Annotated in this window: 19 protein-coding genes; 9 read left to right on the forward strand and 10 right to left on the reverse strand. The window is 60.1% G+C overall.

The features are described from left to right. Positions 1–4 precede the first annotated feature (4 nt). The 3 genes from algW (at position 5) to BLW24_RS04100 (ending at position 4048) form a co-directional block, all read left to right on the forward strand. A complete protein-coding gene (gene algW, locus BLW24_RS04090) occupies positions 5–1147 on the forward strand; it encodes a Do family serine endopeptidase AlgW (RefSeq protein WP_090377038.1) in 1143 nt (380 codons plus the stop codon). A gap of 220 nt (positions 1148–1367) precedes the next feature. Continuing rightward, positions 1368–3326 (forward strand): TonB-dependent siderophore receptor, encoded by a 1959-nt coding sequence (locus BLW24_RS04095; protein ID WP_420875025.1) that lies wholly within the window; start codon positions 1368–1370, stop codon positions 3324–3326. 17 nt (positions 3327–3343) lie between these two features. After that, positions 3344–4048, forward strand: a complete 705-nt coding sequence (locus tag BLW24_RS04100) for a DUF4198 domain-containing protein (protein WP_090377043.1) — start codon at positions 3344–3346, stop codon at positions 4046–4048. A gap of 65 nt (positions 4049–4113) precedes the next feature. Here the strand turns inward: BLW24_RS04100 and hisC are convergent, their stop codons facing one another. The 10 genes from hisC to BLW24_RS04150 form a co-directional block, all read right to left on the reverse strand. Next, positions 4114–5166, reverse strand: coding sequence for a histidinol-phosphate transaminase (gene hisC / locus BLW24_RS04105; RefSeq protein WP_090377046.1), 1053 nt, complete (start codon positions 5164–5166; stop codon positions 4114–4116). Between the two features lie 58 nt (positions 5167–5224). Continuing rightward, positions 5225–6535 carry a histidinol dehydrogenase gene (hisD, locus tag BLW24_RS04110; RefSeq protein WP_090377049.1) on the reverse strand — a complete coding sequence of 437 codons (1311 nt, stop codon included), beginning with the start codon at positions 6533–6535 and terminating at the stop codon, positions 5225–5227. A 124-nt stretch (positions 6536–6659) separates the two neighbouring features. Next, positions 6660–7295: an ATP phosphoribosyltransferase gene (gene hisG, locus BLW24_RS04115; RefSeq protein WP_090377052.1), complete on the reverse strand. Its 636-nt coding sequence runs from the start codon at positions 7293–7295 to the stop codon at positions 6660–6662. Between the two features lie 4 nt (positions 7296–7299). Beyond that, positions 7300–8565, reverse strand: a complete 1266-nt coding sequence (murA, locus tag BLW24_RS04120; protein ID WP_090377055.1) for a UDP-N-acetylglucosamine 1-carboxyvinyltransferase — start codon at positions 8563–8565, stop codon at positions 7300–7302. Positions 8566–8577: 12 nt separating this feature from the next. Next, the gene (locus tag BLW24_RS04125; protein ID WP_090377058.1) at positions 8578–8817 is read right to left on the reverse strand and encodes a BolA family protein; all 240 of its coding nucleotides are present in this window, start codon (positions 8815–8817) and stop codon (positions 8578–8580) included. Between the two features lie 121 nt (positions 8818–8938). Then, positions 8939–9247: an STAS domain-containing protein gene (locus tag BLW24_RS04130; RefSeq protein WP_090377060.1), complete on the reverse strand. Its 309-nt coding sequence runs from the start codon at positions 9245–9247 to the stop codon at positions 8939–8941. Beyond that, positions 9244–9876: an MlaC/ttg2D family ABC transporter substrate-binding protein gene (locus BLW24_RS04135; protein ID WP_090387625.1), complete on the reverse strand. Its 633-nt coding sequence runs from the start codon at positions 9874–9876 to the stop codon at positions 9244–9246. Before BLW24_RS04135 ends, BLW24_RS04130 begins: the two co-directional genes overlap by 4 nt. A gap of 14 nt (positions 9877–9890) precedes the next feature. After that, positions 9891–10361, reverse strand: a complete 471-nt coding sequence (gene mlaD / locus BLW24_RS04140; protein ID WP_090377062.1) for an outer membrane lipid asymmetry maintenance protein MlaD — start codon at positions 10359–10361, stop codon at positions 9891–9893. Next, positions 10361–11158: a lipid asymmetry maintenance ABC transporter permease subunit MlaE gene (gene mlaE / locus BLW24_RS04145; RefSeq protein ID WP_090377065.1), complete on the reverse strand. Its 798-nt coding sequence runs from the start codon at positions 11156–11158 to the stop codon at positions 10361–10363. Before mlaE ends, mlaD begins: the two co-directional genes overlap by 1 nt. After that, positions 11158–11967 (reverse strand): ATP-binding cassette domain-containing protein, encoded by an 810-nt coding sequence (locus BLW24_RS04150; RefSeq protein ID WP_090377068.1) that lies wholly within the window; start codon positions 11965–11967, stop codon positions 11158–11160. Before BLW24_RS04150 ends, mlaE begins: the two co-directional genes overlap by 1 nt. 246 nt (positions 11968–12213) lie before the next feature. Between BLW24_RS04150 and BLW24_RS04155 the strand changes: the two genes are divergently transcribed. From BLW24_RS04155 to BLW24_RS04180, 6 genes are all read left to right on the forward strand, one after another. Continuing rightward, the gene (locus BLW24_RS04155; protein WP_090377071.1) at positions 12214–13188 is read left to right on the forward strand and encodes a KpsF/GutQ family sugar-phosphate isomerase; all 975 of its coding nucleotides are present in this window, start codon (positions 12214–12216) and stop codon (positions 13186–13188) included. Further along, positions 13188–13727: a KdsC family phosphatase gene (locus BLW24_RS04160; RefSeq protein ID WP_090377074.1), complete on the forward strand. Its 540-nt coding sequence runs from the start codon at positions 13188–13190 to the stop codon at positions 13725–13727. Before BLW24_RS04155 ends, BLW24_RS04160 begins: the two co-directional genes overlap by 1 nt. Before the next feature lie 7 nt (positions 13728–13734). Further along, a complete protein-coding gene (gene lptC / locus BLW24_RS04165; protein WP_090377077.1) occupies positions 13735–14304 on the forward strand; it encodes an LPS export ABC transporter periplasmic protein LptC in 570 nt (189 codons plus the stop codon). Further along, positions 14291–14833, forward strand: a complete 543-nt coding sequence (gene lptA / locus BLW24_RS04170; protein WP_090377080.1) for a lipopolysaccharide transport periplasmic protein LptA — start codon at positions 14291–14293, stop codon at positions 14831–14833. The genes lptC and lptA overlap by 14 nt, the downstream gene beginning before the upstream one ends. Positions 14834–14835: 2 nt before the next feature. Then, positions 14836–15561, forward strand: a complete 726-nt coding sequence (lptB, locus tag BLW24_RS04175) for an LPS export ABC transporter ATP-binding protein (protein WP_090377082.1) — start codon at positions 14836–14838, stop codon at positions 15559–15561. A gap of 139 nt (positions 15562–15700) precedes the next feature. Then, entirely contained in the window at positions 15701–17215 is a 1515-nt protein-coding gene (locus BLW24_RS04180; protein ID WP_090377085.1) for an RNA polymerase factor sigma-54, read from the forward strand. The last annotated feature ends 100 nt before the right edge of the window (positions 17216–17315 follow it).

Raw genomic sequence — 17315 nt, forward strand, 5'->3', positions numbered from 1 at the left:
TTCGATGTTCAAGGCCCTGCGTTTCCTCGGCTGGCCCCTGCTGGTCGGCGTGCTGTCGGCACTGCTGATCATGCAATATTTCCCTCAGTGGGTCGGTTTGCCGGGGCAGGACGTGCACGTGCGCCAGGCACCGTTCTACAGCCGGATGCAAGAAGGCCCGGTGTCCTACGCCGATGCGGTGAACCTGGCCTCGCCGGCCGTCGCCAACCTGTACACCACCAAGTTCGTCAACAAACCTGCGCATCCTCTGTTCGAGGACCCGCAGTTTCGCAAGTTCTTTGGCGATAACCTGCCCAAGCAGCGGCGCATGGAGTCCAGCCTCGGCTCGGCAGTGATCATGAGCCCGGAAGGCTACCTGCTGACCAACAACCATGTGGTCGCCGACGCCGACCAGATCGTCGTGGCCCTGAAGGATGGCCGCGAAACCCTGGCTCGCATCATTGGCAGCGATCCGGAAACCGACCTCGCGGTGCTGAAAATCGACCTGCCTGACCTGCCGTTTATCATCCTCGGGCGCTCCGACAATATCCGCATCGGCGACGTGACCCTGGCCATCGGCAACCCCTTCGGCGTCGGCCAGACCGTGACCATGGGCATTATCAGCGCCACCGGGCGCAACCAGCTGGGCCTGAATACCTACGAAGACTTTATCCAGACCGATGCGGCGATCAACCCCGGCAACTCTGGCGGCGTGCTGGTGGACGCCTATGGCAATCTGGTGGGCATCAATACAGCGATTTTCTCCAAGTCGGGTGGCTCGCAAGGCATCGGCTTTGCCATCCCGGTGAAACTGGCAATGGATGTGATGCAGGCAATCATCGAGCACGGCCAAGTGATTCGCGGCTGGCTGGGGATCGAGGTGCAACCACTGACCCCGGAGCTCGCGGAGTCCTTCGGACTGGACGGACGCCCTGGGATCGTCGTTGCGGGCATCTACCGCGACGGCCCCGCGCAGAAAGCCGGCCTGCAGCCAGGCGATCTGATCCTCAGCATCGACGGTGAAGCCGCCGGTGATGGCCGCCGCTCGATGAACCAGGTGGCGCGTGCCAAGCCGGGTGAGAAGATCAGCATCGACATCCTGCGCAACGGCAAACCGCTGCAACTGACTGCCGAGATCGGCGTAAGACCGCCCGTCAACGGCAGCTAACCCTCAAATTTTCAATTTGCGCAGCGCAATCGATAAACCTTCTCAATTCTAATGTTATGTTATCACATTAAACACAAGAGAAGAATGTTTCCCCTTGCGCGCCGCCCACGCCTTACTTGCCAGCTTGCTGGCTCCCTGCGCTGTTGCCGCTGCAGCAGAAAACCCCGTCGAGCTCTCTGCCACCACGGTCACCGCCCGCCAGGAACAGGCGGACAGCCCTGTGCAAGGCTATCGCGCCACCCGTTCGGCCAGCGCGACGCGCACCGATACGCCGATTGAGCAGATCGCCCAAAGCATCAACGTGGTGCCCGCGCAGGTGCTCGATGACCTGGGCACCACGCGCATCGACCGCGCCCTGGACTTTGCCGGCGGCGTGTCCAGGCAGAACAACTTCGGCGGCCTGACCTTCCTCAATTACAGCGTGCGTGGTTTCACCACTGGCGAGTTGTACAAGAACGGCTTCGCCATCAACCGCGGCAGCTACAGCTCGCCGGACGCCTCCGGTATCGAACGCATCGAGGTGCTCAAAGGCCCGGCCGCCAGCCTGTATGGCCGTGGCGACCCCGGCGGCATGATCAATATCGTCAGCAAGAAGCCGCAGGCCGAGGCCTTCAGCCAGCTCAAGGCCAGCGCCGGCAGCTGGGACCGCTACCGCAGCAGCCTGGACGTCAACACCCCGCTGAATGACGACGCCACCCTGCTGTCGCGGGTCAATCTGGCGGTCGAGGACAACCAGAGCTTTCGCGACCATGTCGGCAGTGAACGGCAGATCGTCAGCCCTTCGCTGAGCTGGCAGCTGAACCCCGACACCCTGCTGCTGATCGAGAGCGAATTCACCCGCACCGAGTCGGTATTTGACCGCGGTATTCCGGCGGTGAACAACCGCATGGGCGCGGTGAGAGACTCCAGCTTTATGGGTGAACCTAACGACGGCAGCATCCGCAACGACAACCAGATGCTGCAGGTCAGCCTGGAGCGCTACCTCAATGACAGCTGGAAGCTGCGCCTGGCCAACCACTACGCCCAGGGCCGCCTGCAGGGCAACAGCTCCGAACCGTCGCGCCTGGTCGGCGACACCCTGACGCGTTTCTATCGTCAACGCAGCTTCGAATGGAACGACAGCATTACCCAGGCCGAGCTGCATGGCAGCTTCAACCTCGGTAGCTGGCAGCACCAGACTCTCGCCGGGCTGAAATACGAGAACTACCGCAACAGCCAGAAGCACCCGCAAAGCGCGACCACCCTGGGCTATGGCCAGAACATCTACCAACCGCATTACGGCCAGGCCAAGCCGGCCATCGTCAATCCCAACGATTTCTTCGAGCATACCGAGAGCTATGCCCTCAACCTGCAGGATCAGATCCGCTTCAGCGAGCGCCTGAGCGGTTTGCTTGGCGCGCGCTTCGAACGCTATGAGCAAACCGCGCTGAACCGCAGCACGCGGGTCAGCAATGAGCAGAACAAGGATGTTGCCACCGCCCGCTCGGGCCTGCTCTATCAGCTGACGCCACAGGTCGGGGTGTTCGCCAACGCCTCCACCTCGTTCAAGCCCAACAGCATCAGCAGCCGAGGTACGGTGTTCAAGCCGGAGAAGGGCCTGGGCTATGAAACCGGGTTCAAGCTCGACCTGCTTGATAGCCGCCTGGGTGCAACCATTGCGCTGTTTCATATCGACAAGGAAAACGTGCTGACCGCCGACCCGGCCAATCCAGGCGACAGCATCGCGGCCGGCAAAGCGCGTAGCCAGGGCCTGGATATGCAGTTCAGCGGCCAGCTCAGCGATGCCGTGCGCATCATTGGCGCCTACGCCTTTATCGATGCCGAAGTCACCGAAGACAACAGCCTGCCGGTGGGTAGCAAGCTGCTCGGCGTCGCCCGCCACAGCGGCAGTTTGCTCACTGTCTACCAGTTTCAGGACGGCGACCTACGCGGCTCGGATATCGGCGCCGCATTCAACTATGTAGGGGATCGCTCGGGGCAAGCCGGCAGCGACTTCGAGTTACCGGCCTACAGCACCGTCGACCTCTTGGCCCGCTACCAGGCCATTGAAGCCCTGAGCATCGGCCTGAACCTCAATAACCTGTTCGACCGCGAGTACTACGAGCGCGCCTACAACAGCGTCTGGGTCATGCCCGGTGACCCGCGCAACCTCAGCCCCAGCCTGACCCTCAATCTCTAAACCACAAGGAACCCACCATGCATATTGCCAAGCCCGCCCTGCTCTCCGGGCACGTCCAGGCCCACGACCTGTGGATCGAACAACGTCTCGGTCATATCGAAGCCATCTACGGCCACGGCGCGGAAGACAACGCCTTCAAGGCCGAGAAAATCAGCGGTGCCTGGGCTTATAACCGCGCCGGCAAGATGATTCCGGTCACCGTTCAGCGCCTGGAGGATCATGCCCGCCTGCAACCGCTGAAAACCCCGGCGGTACTTGGCGTGGAACTGGACAACGGCGCCTGGTCACTTACCCCGGACCAGCAGTGGATTAACCAAGGCCGCAGCCAAGTACCGAACTCGACCGAGTCGTTGCACACCTTCAAGTACAGCCTGGCGATCTACCAGGAAGGCGCCAAGTTGCCGAAGCTGGATCAGTTGAAGATGGTCATCCTGCCGGAAGTCGACCCGCTCAAGGTCGGCCCCGGCAAGCCGCTGGCGGTACGTGTGCTGGTGGATGGCAAGCCAGCTGCCGGGGTCGAGCTGGTCGGTGACTACCGTGGTGCGCCGCACCAGGTCAGCGCCACCACCGATGCCGACGGCCGCGCCCAGGTGCTGGTGCGCAACGAAGGGCTGAATATCATCAGCGCCTCCATCAACCTGCCAATCAAAGGCGACAAGGATATCGAGACGCGCGGCTTGTTTACCTCGCTGACCTTCCTTGGCCAGGCGCACCACGAATAACCCGCGCGGTTAAACTGCAGGCCATAAAAAGCCGGAGCACTGCTCCGGCTTTTTATGGCGCCGAATTACAGGCCCTGCAGGGCATCCAGCAGCGCCTGGTTCTGCTCCGGCGTACCGATGGTGATGCGCAAGAACTGGGCAATCCGTTGCTGTTTGAAGTGACGCACGACCACCCCCTGCTCACGCAAACCGGCAGCCAGGGTCGCGCCATCCTTAGCCGGATGGCGGGCAAACACAAAGTTCGCCTTCGAGGGCAGCACCTCAAAGCCCAGCTGCTCCAACCCGGCCACCACCGCCTCACGGCTGTCGATTACCCGCTGGCAGGTCTGCTCGAAGTACGCCCTGTCCTCGAACGCCGCCGCCGCGCCGGCAATCGCCATGCGATCCAACGGGTAGGAGTTGAAGCTGTTCTTGATCCGCTCCAGAGCCTCGATCAAGTCAGGATGACCCACTGCAATCCCGACCCGCAGCCCGGCCAGGGAGCGTGACTTGGACAGGGTCTGACCAACCAGCAGGTTCGGGTATTGAGCCACCAGGCTGATCGCCGTCTCTCCACCGAAGTCGATATAGGCTTCGTCCACCAGCACCACGCTATCCGGGTTGACCTTGAGCAACCGCTCGATCGCCTCCAGCGCCAGCCCACAGCCGGTCGGGGCATTGGGGTTGGGGAAGATAATGCCGCCGTTGGGCCGCACATAATCTTCAACGCGAATCTGGAACTGCTCATCCAGTTCAATCGCCTCAAAGGGAATGCCGTACAGGCCGCAGTACACCGGGTAGAAGCTGTAGGTCACGTCCGGAAACAGCAGAGGCTGGCCGTGCTGGAACAGACCGTGGAAGGCGTGCGCCAGCACCTCGTCGGAGCCGTTGCCGACAAATACCTGGGCGGTGCTTACACCGTAGTAGTCGGCCACCGCCTGCTTCAGGCGATCGCTGTTGGGGTCCGGATACAGACGCAGGTTGTCATTGACCTCGGCCTGCATGGCGGCAATCGCCTTGGGCGACGGGCCATAGGGGTTTTCGTTGGTGTTGAGCTTGACCAGCTTGGCCAGTTTCGGCTGCTCACCCGGCACATAAGGCACCAGGTCTTTGACGAAGGGGCTCCAGAATTTGCTCATCTGCCCTTCTCTCCTCGAATTCGATTCTGGGGTGGCGCGCCTCGCGCGCCCTGAAAACTCAGTTCTTGATGCGGTATTCGGCGCTACGGGCGTGAGCGGTCAGTGACTCGCCACGGGCCAGCACACTGGCCACCTTGCCCAGCTCCGACGCGCCCTCGGCCGAACAGTGAATGATCGACGAGCGTTTCTGGAAGTCGTACACCCCCAGCGGCGAGGAGTAGCGCGCGGTGCCAGAGGTCGGCAGCACGTGGTTGGGGCCGGCGCAGTAGTCACCCAGAGCTTCAGCGGTGTAACGGCCCATAAAGATCGCCCCGGCGTGACGAATCAGCGGCAGGTACTCGTCGGGGTTTTCCACCGACAGCTCCAGGTGCTCCGGCGCAATGCGATTGGCCACTTCAATGGCCTGGGCCATATCGGCCACCTGAATCAGCGCACCGCGACCTTCCAGTGAAGTGCGCGCAATAGTTTCGCGCTCCAGGGTTGGCAGCAGTTTGGCGATGCTCTCGGCGACACGACCGAGGAAGGCGGCATCCGGACTGACCAGAATCGACTGGGCGTCTTCGTCGTGCTCAGCCTGGGAGAACAAATCCATGGCGATCCAGTCCGGGTCGGTCTGGCCGTCACACACCACGAGAATCTCCGATGGCCCAGCGATCATGTCGATGCCGACCTTGCCGAATACATGACGCTTGGCCGTGGCGACGTAGATATTGCCGGGGCCGACGATTTTGTCCACCGGCGGTACGCTCTCGGTGCCATAGGCCAGCGCGGCCACGGCCTGGGCACCACCGATGGTGAATACCCGGTCGACGCCAGCAATGCAGGCGGCGGCGAGGACGATTTCATTGATCTCGCCACGCGGGGTCGGCACCACCATCACCACTTCCGGCACACCGGCGACCTTGGCCGGGATGGCGTTCATTAGCACCGAGGACGGATAGGATGCTTTGCCACCCGGAACGTACAGACCGGCGCGGTCCAACGGGGTGACCTTCTGCCCCAGCACTGTGCCGTCGGCTTCGGTGTAGGTCCAGGAGTCCTGTTTCTGCCGTTCGTGGTAGCTGCGCACGCGCCCGGCGGCTTTCTCCAGAGCGCTGCGCTGCTCCGGGGTGATGCGGGTCAGGGCCAGCTCCAGGCGCTCGCGCGGCAGGATCAGATCGGCCATCGAGGCGACATCCAGGCCGTCAAACTGCTTGGTGAACTCGACCAGCGCTGCATCGCCACGCTCACGCACCGCCTTGATGATATCCAGCACTCGCTGGTTGACCGCGTCATCCGAGACACTTTCCCAGCTCAGCAGATGATCCAGATGCTGGGCAAAGTCCTGGTCAGCGGCATTGAGTCGGCGAATAGCGATAGGAGCGGTCATAGCGGGCCTCTTAAATTGGCAAATGCTCGGGCGTCGCTAGGCTACCAAGCCCACCGTATGGACGCCCGAGATAATTGGCTATGACACGGATAGGCAGACGCGGCGTAATGCCGCGTTGAGGGTATTAGCGGGGGTGTCGCGCTTCAACTGCATCACGCAGAGTGTCGATCAACGCCTGAATGCGCGCATGCTGCATCTTCATCGACGCCTTGTTGACGATCAGTCGCGAGCTGATCATGGCGATCAGCTCCTGAGCTTCCAGACCGTTGGCGCGCAGGGTGTTGCCGGTGTCGACCACGTCGATGATCTTATCAGCCAATCCCACCAGCGGTGCCAACTCCATCGAGCCGTAGAGCTTGATGATGTCGACCTGACGGCCCTGCTCGGCGTAATAACGCTTGGCCACGTTGACGAATTTGGTGGCAACCCGCAGCCGGCCTTTCGGCTCGGGCGCGCCAACTGCACCGGCGGTCATCAGCTTGCACTGGGCAATACGCAGATCCAGCGGCTCATAGAGGCCCTGGCCACCGTATTCCATCAGCACGTCTTTGCCGGCCACGCCGAGATCGGCCGCGCCGTGTTCGACATAGGTCGGCACATCGGTAGCACGCACGATCAGCAGACGCACATCGTCCAGCGTGGTGGAGATGATCAGCTTGCGACTTTTATCCGGGTTCTCGGTCGGTTCGATTCCCGCCGCAGCCAGCAGCGGCAGCGTGTCATCGAGAATCCGGCCTTTGGAAAGAGCAATAGTCAGCATGGTCTTAGCCCGGCACGCGGCGAATCTTCGCCCCCAGCAACTGCAGCTTCTCTTCGATGCACTCGTAACCACGGTCGATGTGGTAAATGCGGTCGATCAGGGTGTCGCCCTCGGCGACCAGCGCCGAAATCACCAAGCTGGCAGATGCACGCAGGTCAGTGGCCATAACAGGCGCGCCTTTGAGGGTTTCGACGCCGGTGACGATGGCGGTGTTGCCTTCGACCTGGATCTGCGCGCCCATACGAATCATTTCATGCACATGCATAAAGCGGTTTTCGAACACGGTTTCGATCACCGTGCCGGTACCCTCGGCAATTGCATTGAGGGCGATAAACTGTGCCTGCATATCGGTGGGGAACGCCGGGTAGGGAGCAGTACGCAGGTTGACGGCTTTCGGCCGCTTGCCGTGCATGTTCAGCTCGATCCAGTCGTTGCCGCAGGTGATTTCTGCACCAGCTTCCTGCAGCTTGGACAGCACCGCTTCCAGAGTGGTCGGGGCGGTGTCCTTGACCTTGACCCGGCCGCCCGTCACAGCAGCAGCCACCAGGTAGGTGCCGGTTTCGATACGGTCAGGCATCACGCTGAAGCGAGCACCGTGCAGGCGCTCAACACCATCGATGGTGATGGTGTCGGTGCCGGCGCCGCTGATTTTTGCGCCCATGGCGATCAGGCAGTTGGCCAGATCGACCACTTCCGGCTCGCGCGCGGCGTTTTCCAGCACGCTACGGCCTTTGGCCAGGGTCGCGGCCATCATGATGTTCTCAGTACCAGTCACGCTGACGGTATCGAAGAAGAAGTGCGCGCCACGCAGACCGCCTTCTGGGGCCCTGGCCTTGATGTAACCGGCTTCGACATCAATGATCGCGCCCATGGCTTCCAGGCCACGGATGTGCAGGTCAACCGGACGCGAGCCGATGGCGCAACCACCTGGCAGAGCCACTTCGGCATAACCGAAACGCGCGACCATCGGGCCGAGTACCAGAATCGAAGCGCGCATGGTTTTCACCAGCTCGTAGGGCGCAACCAGCGTCTTGATCGCCCGCGCGTCAACTTCCACGCTGAGCTTCTCGTCGATGATCGGCTCGATACCCATGCGGCCGAACAGCTCGATCATGGTGGTGATGTCGTGCAGGTGCGGCAGGTTGCAGATGGTGACCGGCGCATCACCAAGCAGGGTGGCGGCGAGAATCGGCAGGGCAGAGTTCTTCGCCCCGGAAATGCGGATTTCGCCATCAAGGCGCACACCGCCGGTAATAATCAGTTTGTCCATGATTCTCTCGGTTTAGGAGCGCGCGGCCCAATCGGCACGGCTGAAGAATTTCATACTCACGGCGTGGATACTTCCATCGGCGATCCAGGCATTGAGGTGAGCGTAGATCTGCTGCTGGCGCTTGACCGGGCTAAGAGCGGCCAATTCGTCACTGATCAGGTTCAGCTGAAAGTTGCAGCCTTCGCCTTCAACTTCCACCTTGGTATCCGGCAATATAGCCTCAAGGAGACTCTTTACTTCTAAGGCCTGCATGCTCAACCTCGATCAATGCATATATTAACGACAGCCGAGCAGACGCTCGCGGGTCGAGCATCATACAAAAAAGCCCCCTGCCTGCGAACCCCGCATTACTGCCAGCCGACCGAAGCCCTGCTCAAGCCTGCAACGGGAGGATTTCCAACAAACCGCAAACGCTGGCGATTTCACGCATGTCTTTGGGCAGGTTACTCACTCTCAGGGTCTTGCCCGCTGCATTGGCGTCACGCATAAACGCCAACAACAGCGACAGCCCGACGCTGCTGGATTTCTCCACACCCGCGCAATCAATCACGCACGCCACCGCCGGACTGACCCTAAGCAGGCGTTCACCTTGCTCACGCAGCGCCGGCGCGCTCAGGTAATCGAGCACGCCGATCAGGCTAAAAACGCCAGGCGACGCCTCACGGATACTGGCTTGACTCACGATGCATCGGCCCCTTGGCGGGCTTTGGCAACGGTCTCGGTCCAGTTGTCGATGACCTTGTCCAGATCGTTACGATTGTCCTGCATGGCCTGGGAGAACTGATCACGGAACAACTTGCCGACGTTGATGCCGTTGATGATCACGTTGCGCATCTTCCAGCTGCCATCGAGGCTGACCATGGTGTAGGACAGCGGATAAACCGTACCCTTGCCGTCCTTGATCTCCATATTTACCGAGGTGCGCTCAGGGTCCTGCTGGCCGCTGACCGGCAGCACGCGAATATCCTGGTTGTTGTATTCCAACAGGGCATTGCCATAGAACTGCATCAGGCTGCGCTTGAAGTTTTCCTGAAAGCGCTGCATCTGCTCGGGCGAGGCCTGACGCGAATAGCGCACCGTCATCACACCACGGGAAATCCCATCGACATCCACAACCGGACCGAGAATGTTGTTCAGGGCGTTGTAAAACGCGCCTGGATCGGTGCGGTACTGCTCCTTGTTAGCCTTGAGGTCGGCCAGCAGCGCAGTGGTGGTCTGCTGCACCACTTCATGAGCAGCCGGAGCTGCCAACGCCTGGAATGAGATGATGGCCAAGCAGATAAACAAACCGTTACGCAGCGTTTTGAACATGTCCATTACCTCTATTAATTAGCCTGGTCTTTGTTGACCGAATTGAGCAGGAACTTGCCAATCAGGTCTTCCAGCACCAATGACGACTGCGTGTCGTGAATGGTGCCACCATCGCGCAGCACTTCTTCTTCGCCGCCCACGCTAATCCCGATGTATTTCTCGCCCAGCAGACCTGCGGTCAGAATCGACGCAGTGGAGTCTGACCGCAGGTTATCCACGGCATCATCCAACACCATGGTGACGCGCCCCATATAGCTGTTGCGGTCCAGATCAATCGCCGTGACCTTGCCGATTGTCACACCAGCCATGGTCACTTTAGATCTGACAGTCAAACCGGCGATATTCTCAAAGTGCGCATACACCTTGTAGGTATTGTCGCTGCTGCCGACAGTCAAACCGCTGACACGCAAGGCCAGCAGTAACAAGGCCAACAACCCGGCCAACAGGAACAAGCCGACACCAATTTCCAGCGTGCGGTTCTGCATCAGAAATCTCCAAACATCAAAGCGGTCAGAATAAAGTCCAGCCCCAATACGGCGAGCGAGGCGTACACCACGGTTTTGGTGGTGGCACGACTAATCCCTTCCGAAGTCGGCTCACAGTCATAGCCTTGGAACACTGCGATCCAGGTCACGACAAACGCAAAGACCACGCTCTTGATCACACCATTGAGCACATCTTCGCGAAACGAAACACTGCTTTGCATATTGGCCCAGAACGAGCCCTCATAAACCCCCAACCAGTCGACGGCGACCATCGCACCGCCCCAGATACCGACCACGCTGAAGATCATCGCCAACAACGGCATCGAGATAAAACCGGCCCACAGCCGCGGGGCGACAATATATTTGAGCGGGTCGACGCCGATCATCGCCAGACTCGACAGCTGCTCGGTGGATTTCATATTGCCGATTTCCGCGGTCAGCGCCGAGCCGGCGCGACCGGCAAACAGCAAGGCTGTGACCACCGGCCCCAGTTCACGCAATAGAGTCAGAGCGACCATCTGCCCCACCGCCTGCTCCGAGCCGTACTTGGCCAGGATGCTGAAGCCCTGCAGCGACAGCACCATGCCGACAAAGATGCCGGACACAACAATAATGGCCAGGGACATCACCCCAACCGAATACAGCTGCTTGATCAGCAACTGAAAGCTATTGCCGGTCGAGCCACGACCAAACAGCGCGCGCAGCAGAAACAGCCCCGACCGCCCCAGCGTGGCGACTACATCAATACCGGCGCGACCGAACAGGCGCACCCGCTCGAGCACAGATGTCTTGCGCATCAGCGCCCCCCCAGAAGATCGTCGCGGTAATTGGCCGCAGGAAAGTGGAACGGTACCGGGCCATCGGGGATGCCCTGCATAAACTGACGCACACGTGGGTTATCCGACGCCATCAACTCAGCCGGCGTGCCCTGACCAAGCACCTGAGTGTCACCGACTACATAGATGTAGTCGGCAATGCTCGCGGTCTCCGCCAGGTCATGGGACACCACGATACTGGTGATCCCCAGCGCATCGCTCAGCAGACGAATCAGGCGCACCAGAACGCCCATGGCTATCGGGTCCTGGCCGACGAAAGGCTCGTCATACATGAGTATTTGCGGATCAAGAGCAATCGCTCGAGCCAATGCCACGCGCCGCTTCATGCCGCCCGACAGCTCATCAGGCATCAGCTCAAGGGCACCACGCAGCCCAACAGCCTGCAGTTTCATCAGCACGATGTCGCGAATCATCTCTTCCGGCAGCTTGGTGTGCACCCGCAGCGGAAAAGCAACGTTCTCGAACACGTCCAAGTCAGTAAACAGCGCACCACTCTGGAACAGCACACCCATCTGTTTGCGCATGTCGAACAAATCGTTGCGCGACAACGTCGGCAAATTCAGGCCATTGACCCAAACTTCACCCTGGCTCGGCTTGAGCTCGGCAGCGATCAAACGCAGCAGCGTGGTTTTGCCACAACCAGACGGCCCCATGATCCCGGTGACCTTGCCACGGGGAATGCGGATATCGATGTTTTTGAAAATATCCCGCTCGCCGCGTTTGAAGCTGACGTTCTTCAGCCCAACTGCATACGGGTTCTCGGCGCTCATCTGGACTCCTTGCTCAACGCTTGCCTGACTGACGTATCGCCCCGAACAAAGGGCACTACTGGTCGTCGAACGTACCGAAAATGGCCGCGAACTATACCATCGCGGCATTCCTCGCCCAAGACGGAAGGTGTTGCCGAAGATAAGCGCCGCACAGTTTCTGCAACCAACTCGCCACTGGAAATACTGGGCAGGCGCACCTTTACCGTTATAATCGGCAGCTTTTAGCCCGTACGCCGCAGAGAAGTCATGAGCCAGCCAACCGATCTGATCCAGTCAGCACAGCGCACCATCCGCCTGGAGCTCGAAGCCATCCAGGATCTGCTGGCGCGCATCAACGGTGATTTCGTACATGCCTGTGAGCTGATTCTCGCCAGCAAAGGCCGCGTGGTCGTGGTCGGCATGGGCAAATCCGGCCACGTCGGCAACAAGATTGCCGCCACCCTGGCCAGCACCGGCACCACGGCTTTCTTTGTGCATCCGGCCGAAGCGAGCCACGGTGATATGGGCATGGTCACCCGCGATGACGTGGTGCTGGCCCTTTCCAGCTCCGGCTCTACCGCAGAAATCGTTACCCTGCTGCCGCTTATAAAGCGCCTCGGCATCACCCTGATCAGCATGACCGGCAACCCGGAGTCGCCACTGGCCAAGGCCGCCGAAGTCAACCTGGACGCCCGCGTATCCCAGGAAGCGTGCCCGCTGAACCTGGCCCCGACCTCTTCCACCACGGTATCGCTGGTACTGGGCGACGCCCTGGCCATTGCACTGTTGGAAGCCCGCGGCTTTACCGCAGAAGACTTCGCGTTCTCCCACCCAGGCGGTGCGCTGGGCCGACGCCTGCTGCTCAAGGTGGAGAACGTCATGCACGCCGGCGAAAGCCTGCCACGCGTCAAGCGCGGCACCTCACTACGCGATGCGCTGCTGGAAATGACCCAGAAAGGCCTGGGCATGACCGTGGTGACCGAGGAAGACGGCCGCCTGGCCGGGATATTCACCGACGGCGATCTGCGCCGCACCCTGGATCGCAACATCGACGTGCGCCAGACCATTATCGATGACGTAATGACCGCCCATGGCAAGACCGCTCGCGCGGAAATGCTCGCGGCAGAGGCTTTGAAAATCATGGAAGACCACAAGATCAGCTCGCTGGTGGTGATCGACGACAACGATCTGCCAATTGGCGCACTGAACATGCATGACCTGCTCCGCGCTGGAGTGATGTAATGAGTACTGACCTGACCAGCCCCGACCTGCTACAACGCGCCCAAGCTATCAAGCTGGCCATTTTCGATGTCGACGGCGTACTTACCGACGGCAAGCTGTACTTCCTCGTCGACGGCAGCGAATTCAAGACTTTCAACACTCTCGACGGCCACGGCATCAAGATGCTGATCAACTCCGGCGTGCGTACCGCGATTATCAGCGGCCGCAAAACTCCAGTCGTAGAGCGCCGGGCGCAAAATCTGGGGATTCAACACCTGTATCAGGGCCGCGAAGACAAGCTGGTAGTTCTTGATGAGCTGCTCGGCGAACTGGGCCTAGACTATGCACAGGCTGCATACCTCGGTGACGACCTGCCCGATCTGCCAGTGATCCGCCGCGTAGGCCTGGGCATGGCAGTCGCCAGCGCCGACGGCTTTGTTCGCCAACATGCCCACGGGATTACCCGCGCTCGCGGTGGCGAAGGCGCAGCCCGTGAGTTCTGCGAACTGATCATGCACGCCCAAGGCACCCTTGAAGCCGCTCAAGCCGCTTACCTATAGGCCCACCATGCCCCGCAAGTTATTCAATATTGTTCTGTTCGCCTTTGTAGCACTACTGGTGGCGGCGCTCGGCTACTGGAACCTCAACCCGGATGGCTTTAACGAGCAATCCCGCAGCACTGGGGCTGATAACGCCATCGACTTTTACGCCACCAACACCTACACCGTGCAATACCAGGCCGACGGCAAGCTGCACTACGAACTGACCGCCGACAAGGTCGAGCACGGCAAGGCCAGCGACATCACCCTGATGACCAGCCCGAATATGAACCTGTTCCGCGGCACTGAGCTGCCCTGGAAAATCCGCAGTGAGCGCGGTGAAGTGTCGCCAGGGGGGGCTGAGGTCGAGTTGATCGACAAGGTGCGCGTCGAGCGTACCGACGCCAAAGGCCGCCCGACCATCCTCACCACCAGCCGCCTGACCGTATTCCCCGAGAAGGAATATGCGCAGACCCAGCAAGCCGTTAGAATCGACGCGGCCAATGGGGTGACCACGGCAAAAGGAATGAAAGCGTACATGAATGACGGCAGGATGCTCCTGCTGTCCAACGTAAGAGGTCAGCATGAGGCTCGTTAACACCCTCCCCCTACTACTCAGCCTCAGCGCCGCACTCGGAAGTGTCAGCGCCTGGGCTCTGCCATCCGACCGCGAACAGCCAATCCGTATCCAGGCTGACAGCGCGGAGCTGGATGACAAGCAAGGCGTTGCTGTCTATCGCGGTGACGTAGTTATCACCCAGGGCACCATGAAGGTCACCGGCGACACCGTGACCATCACCCAGAATGCCCAGGGCGATGTCGAGGTATTTACCTCCGTCGGCAAGCCGGCCTACTACGAGCAACTGCCGTCAGCCGACAAGCAGATCGTCAAGGCCTACGGCCTGACCATCCAGTACTTTATGGCCAACGAGCGCGTGGTACTGATTGATCAGGCCAAGGTGATTCAGGAAGGCAACACCTTCGAAGGCGAGAAAATCGCCTATGACACCCAGCGCCAGATCGTCAACGCCGGCCGCGCCACAGGCACCAATGTCACTGCGCCACGTCCGCGCATCGACATGGTGATCCAGCCGAAGAACAAACCAGCCGACCAGCAGGCGCAGTAATAATGGCCACATTGAAAGCCCAGCACTTGGCCAAGAGCTACAAAGGCCGTCAGGTCGTGCGCGACGTCAGCTTGAGCATCGACAGCGGACAGATCGCCGGCCTACTTGGCCCCAACGGGGCCGGTAAGACCACCTGCTTCTACATGATCGTTGGCCTGGTTCAGGCCGACCAGGGCCGCGTGCTGATCGACGATCTCGACGTCAGTCATCAGCCCATGCATGGCCGCGCTCGCGCCGGTATTGGCTACCTGCCGCAGGAAGCCTCGATATTCCGCAAACTAAGCGTGGCCGACAACATCATGGCCATCCTGGAAACCCGCAAGGACCTAGATGGCGCTGCACGCCGCAAGGAACTTGAGGGGCTGCTGCAGGAATTCCATATCAGCCATATCCGCGACAACCTTGGCATGAGCCTGTCTGGTGGTGAGCGCCGCCGCGTGGAAATTGCCCGCGCTTTGGCGACCAACCCCAAGTTCATCCTGCTCGACGAACCCTTCGCCGGTGTCGACCCGATTTCCGTGGGCGATATCAAGCAGATCATCCATCACCTCAAGGCCAAGGGCATCGGTGTATTGATCACCGATCACAACGTGCGCGAGACCCTGGATATCTGCGAAACCGCCTATATCGTCAGCGATGGTCAACTGATTGCAGAGGGTGATGCCGAGACTATTCTGGCCAACCAGACAGTCAAAGAAGTTTACCTGGGGCATGAGTTCCGGCTGTAACCACAGCTTTTCTCAAGCCGGCTGCAGCCAAGGCTAGGCAAAACCCTTAAAGTCAGGCATATAATTTGCTTCCTAGTGGCGCTTTTTTGAAAACGCCCTGTAGTGGATTGCGCACAGACGCCGGTAAATAAGGTCTGCAATGAAACCATCGCTAGTCCTGAGAATGGGCCAGCAGCTGACGATGACGCCGCAGCTGCAACAGGCCATCCGCCTGCTCCAACTGTCGACCCTGGATCTGCAGCAAGAGATCCAGGAGGCCTTGGAGTCCAACCCGATGCTCGAACGCCAGGAAGATGGCGATGATTTCGACAATTCGGACCCTATGGCCGATGGTGCAGAAAGCGCCAGCCCCAGCGAACAGCCCGAAGCGCCCTATCAGGAAACCAACTACCAGGAAGCCACGCAGACCGTGGACAACCTGGAAGAAGGTGATTGGGGCGAACGTATTCCTAATGAGCTGCCCGTCGATACCGCCTGGGAAGACATCTACCAAACCAGCGCCAGCAGCCTGCCCAGCAGCACCAATGACGACGACGAGTGGGATTTCACCACACGCACCTCCAGCGGCGAGAGCCTGCAAAGCCACCTGCTATGGCAGCTCAACCTGGCGCCTATGTCCGACAAGGATCGCCTGATTGCGGCCACCCTGATCGACTGCATCAATGACCAGGGCTACCTGGAGGAAAGCCTGGAAGAAGTCGTCGAAGCCTTCGATCCGGAACTGGATATTGAGCTCGACGAAGTCGAAGCCGTGCTGCACCGCATCCAGCAGTTCGAGCCTACCGGCATCGCCGCGCGCAACCTGGGCGAGTGCCTGCTCCTGCAACTGCGCCAGCTGCCGGCGAAAACCCCATGGCTGAGCGAAGCCCAGCGTCTGGCCAGCGACTACCTTGATCTTCTCGGCAGCCGCGACTACAGCCAGCTGATGCGCCGCATGAAGCTCAAGGAAGATGAGCTGCGCCAGGTTATCGACCTGATTCAAAGCCTCAACCCGCGCCCTGGCTCGCAAATCGAATCCAGTGAGCCGGAATACGTGGTGCCCGATGTAATCGTGCGCAAACACAACGAACGCTGGCTGGTGGAGCTCAACCAGGAAGCTATGCCACGCCTGCGGGTCAACGCGCAGTACGCCGGTTTTGTGAAGCGCGCCGACTCCAGCGCCGACAACACTTTTATGCGTAACCAGCTGCAAGAAGCGCGCTGGTTTATCAAAAGCCTGCAAAGTCGTAACGAAACTCTGATGAAGGTTGCCACGCAGATCGTCGAACATCAGCGTGGTTTCCTCGACTACGGCGATGAGGCGATGAAACCCCTGGTGCTGCACGATATTGCTGAAGCTGTGGGCATGCACGAGTCGACTATTTCGCGGGTGACCACACAGAAATTTATGCACACCCCGCGCGGTATTTACGAGCTGAAATATTTCTTTTCCAGCCACGTCAGCACCTCCGAAGGCGGCGAATGCTCGTCCACGGCGATCCGCGCCATCATCAAAAAACTGGTCGCCGCGGAAAATGCGAAAAAGCCGTTGAGTGACAGCAAGATCGCTGGTTTACTGGAGGCACAGGGCATTCAAGTAGCCCGCCGCACGGTCGCCAAGTACCGTGAATCCCTCGGAATAGCGCCTTCCAGTGAGCGCAAACGATTGATCTAAGGCGGCACGAAGAAGGAAGACAGATCGCACTGCACAGAACACTCCCGGCCACGCCTTTTCGCAAAAGCAGCCATACTGCCAACAAGCAATTAGCGGCCGT

This window comes from Pseudomonas anguilliseptica, from assembly GCF_900105355.1.
GTDB lineage: Bacteria > Pseudomonadota > Gammaproteobacteria > Pseudomonadales > Pseudomonadaceae > Aquipseudomonas > Aquipseudomonas anguilliseptica.

Bases quoted from the DNA above. Each gene is read 5' to 3' on its own strand.
- algW (WP_090377038.1), top strand. From the start codon at position 5: ATGTTCAAGGCCCTGCGTTTCCTCGGCTGGCCCCTGCTGGTCGGCGTG.
- BLW24_RS04100 (WP_090377043.1), top strand. From the start codon at position 3,344: ATGCATATTGCCAAGCCCGCCCTGCTCTCCGGGCACGTCCAGGCCCAC.
- hisC (WP_090377046.1), bottom strand. From the start codon at position 5,166: ATGAGCAAATTCTGGAGCCCCTTCGTCAAAGACCTGGTGCCTTATGTG.
- hisD (WP_090377049.1), bottom strand. From the start codon at position 6,535: ATGACCGCTCCTATCGCTATTCGCCGACTCAATGCCGCTGACCAGGAC.
- hisG (WP_090377052.1), bottom strand. From the start codon at position 7,295: ATGCTGACTATTGCTCTTTCCAAAGGCCGGATTCTCGATGACACGCTG.
- murA (WP_090377055.1), bottom strand. From the start codon at position 8,565: ATGGACAAACTGATTATTACCGGCGGTGTGCGCCTTGATGGCGAAATC.
- BLW24_RS04125 (WP_090377058.1), bottom strand. From the start codon at position 8,817: ATGCAGGCCTTAGAAGTAAAGAGTCTCCTTGAGGCTATATTGCCGGAT.
- BLW24_RS04135 (WP_090387625.1), bottom strand. From the start codon at position 9,876: ATGTTCAAAACGCTGCGTAACGGTTTGTTTATCTGCTTGGCCATCATC.
- mlaD (WP_090377062.1), bottom strand. From the start codon at position 10,361: ATGCAGAACCGCACGCTGGAAATTGGTGTCGGCTTGTTCCTGTTGGCC.
- mlaE (WP_090377065.1), bottom strand. From the start codon at position 11,158: ATGCGCAAGACATCTGTGCTCGAGCGGGTGCGCCTGTTCGGTCGCGCC.
- BLW24_RS04150 (WP_090377068.1), bottom strand. From the start codon at position 11,967: ATGAGCGCCGAGAACCCGTATGCAGTTGGGCTGAAGAACGTCAGCTTC.
- BLW24_RS04155 (WP_090377071.1), top strand. From the start codon at position 12,214: ATGAGCCAGCCAACCGATCTGATCCAGTCAGCACAGCGCACCATCCGC.
- BLW24_RS04160 (WP_090377074.1), top strand. From the start codon at position 13,188: ATGAGTACTGACCTGACCAGCCCCGACCTGCTACAACGCGCCCAAGCT.
- lptC (WP_090377077.1), top strand. From the start codon at position 13,735: ATGCCCCGCAAGTTATTCAATATTGTTCTGTTCGCCTTTGTAGCACTA.
- lptA (WP_090377080.1), top strand. From the start codon at position 14,291: ATGAGGCTCGTTAACACCCTCCCCCTACTACTCAGCCTCAGCGCCGCA.
- lptB (WP_090377082.1), top strand. From the start codon at position 14,836: ATGGCCACATTGAAAGCCCAGCACTTGGCCAAGAGCTACAAAGGCCGT.
- BLW24_RS04180 (WP_090377085.1), top strand. From the start codon at position 15,701: ATGAAACCATCGCTAGTCCTGAGAATGGGCCAGCAGCTGACGATGACG.